This window comes from Dactylosporangium sp. NPDC051485 (assembly GCF_040682015.1).
Classification (GTDB): Bacteria; Actinomycetota; Actinomycetes; order Mycobacteriales; family Micromonosporaceae; genus Dactylosporangium.
The window spans coordinates 1-1,022 of sequence record NZ_JBFAZW010000260.1; the positions used below are offsets into that span (position 1 = coordinate 1).

The 1,022-nt window shown below is 70.5% G+C and carries 1 protein-coding gene; it reads left to right on the plus strand.

What is annotated here, in order from left to right; translation table 11 throughout:
* Positions 1-168: 168 nt before the first annotated feature.
* A partial coding sequence (locus AB0M46_RS51395) for a hypothetical protein (protein ID WP_363349090.1) occupies positions 169-1,022 on the plus strand: 854 nt, incomplete at its 3' end.

The following is a 1,022-nucleotide window of genomic DNA, read 5'->3' on the forward strand; positions in this document are numbered from 1 at the left end:
GCAAACTACCCGAAATAGATCCAAAACGATGGCCGCCACGCCAGTGGCGGCCATCGTTTAACACCAGTCACCTAGGGGGCGTATCAAAGTCTGTGTCATCAACGCTGCTGCCGCAGTAGGTGTCGTCGCGGGTGTCCGGCTGAGCGCCACGTTGGGTAGTGTCGATGTGTGGCGGGGGCGGGGGCTCGGCGTCGTGGGCCGAATCGGGCGGTGCCGTGGCGGCACGAGGGTCCGGTGTCGGTGTTGCGTCTGCCGCTGGATGTGCATGAGCCGCGGGTGCGGCAGGTGTTGGAGCGGGTGTTCGGGGCCGCGTTCGCGGTCCGGCGGGCGGTCCAGCGTGACGCGCGGGCCCGGGTTGACGCCTTCTGGGCTGCCCGCTGTGAGCGGGCGGCGGCTGGACCGGAAGCGGTCCGGGGCCGGTTGGGGTTGTCTCGTAGCGGGCTGGAACACGCCGCCTACCGGCATCTGGACGGTGCGCCGCACCTGCGGCGGTATCTGACGAAGGCCCTGGCCATGCATCTGGCTGACGGGGTGTGGGAAGCCGCTGATCGGCATCTGTTCCCTGACGTCACCGGCCGTCGGCATGGCCGGCCCCGGCCGGGCGGTTGGTGGGAGTTTGCCGCGATTCCGGGTCGGGCTCGTTCCCATACTCGTGCCCGGAAGTGGGAGACGTTCCGGCTCGTGGGGAGCCTGGCCGGGCACTGCACCGTGTTCGGGCAAGGTGGCCGGTTGTGGCAGCCGCGCCGGATGCCGGCCGTCGCCGCCATCGGCGGCGGGAAGCCGGTGCGGTCGTGGTGGGACCACGACGGCCCGTTCGCGATCGTGTGCACCGGCCTCGGCGGCGGCGACCTCGTCGTGCCCGTGCGGCTGCCGCAAGGCCCGGGCCGCCGGCCGGTCCTGGAGCACTATCTCGCCTATCCTGACGGATGGCACAAGATTGATCTGGTCCGGCACCGTGATCCGGGCAGCCTGGGTGGGTGGCGGTATGAGGCGCACCTGATGGTCCTCGGCCCCGGCTACAC